Source organism: Acinetobacter sp. 228, from assembly GCF_048147885.1.
This window is the reverse complement of record NZ_JAYWYV010000371.1, coordinates 1-1,232: the sequence shown is the minus strand read 5'-3', so window position 1 is coordinate 1,232 and position 1,232 is coordinate 1. Positions and strand designations below refer to the sequence as shown.

Genomic DNA, 1,232 nt, shown 5'->3' with positions numbered 1-1,232 from the left:
TGGAATCTGAATCGCTTGCCAGCTTTCATCACCATCAAACACCGCAGCATATTCCTTGTGGAACATGTCGGTATTTACTTTTTGTAAGACGGCATCAATTTCTGCCTGACTTGGCCAGATATCTTTTAAGTAAACAGGTTGCCCATCTTTACCTTGCCCGATTGGTTGAGTCGTTAAGTCTGTACGGATATTCCCAACTAAACCATAGGCAACCACAAGTGGTGGTGAGGCAAGCCAGTTGGTTTTAACTAATGGATGCACACGCCCTTCAAAGTTACGGTTACCCGAAAGTACAGATGCCACGTTTAGATCATGACACTGAATTGCATCTTCAATTGGTTCAGGTAAAGGACCTGAGTTACCAATACACGTTGTACAACCATATCCGACCAAGTTATAGCCCAACTCATCTAAATACGGCGTAAGCCCAGCCGCCAATAAATAGTCGGTCACAACTTTAGAACCAGGCGCAAGTGAACTTTTTACCCACGGTTTACGCTGCAATCCCTTTTCAATTGCTTTTTTAGCAAGTAAACCGGCTGCCAACATGACACTTGGGTTAGAAGTATTAGTACATGAAGTAATCGCAGAAATGACGACATCACCATGATTTAACGGATATTCTTGTCCTTCAATTACACAAGATGGGCTTTCATGCTGAATATTGGCTTTGGTCGCTTCTACAGCCGTACCGCCACCGCCTTCATTTTCTAAACGTTCTTTCGCTTCTTTGGCTGGCTTAAGGGTTAATTCCATGAGCGCATTAAACGTTTTAGGCACTTCCGATAAAAGCACACGGTCTTGAGGGCGTTTTGGACCTGCCAAACTTGCCTGAACCGTACTCATATCTAAACTTAACGTATCTGTAAACACAGGTTCATCGCCCGGATTACGCCATAAGCCTTGCGCCTTGCTATATGCTTCAACCAATGCAATACGGTCACTTTGACGACCTGTTAATTTCAAATAACCCAAAGTCACTTCATCAATTGGGAAGAAACCACAAGTTGCACCATATTCAGGCGCCATATTGGCAATGGTTGCACGGTCAGCAAGTGGTAAATCGGCTAGACCATCGCCATAGAACTCGACAAATTTACCTACCACTCCTTTTTGGCGAAGCATTTGAGTAATGGTGAGCACCAAGTCAGTTGCCGTAATCCCTTCTTGTAATTTGCCGGTTAGTTTAAAACCGATCACCTCAGGAATGAGCATAGAAATAGGTTGGCCTA

General features: G+C 44.0%; 1 protein-coding gene. It reads right to left on the bottom strand.

Annotated features, from left to right (window positions below):
* A partial coding sequence (locus VXQ92_RS19110) for an aconitase family protein (protein ID WP_416682859.1) occupies window positions 1–1,232 on the bottom strand: 1,232 nt, incomplete at both ends.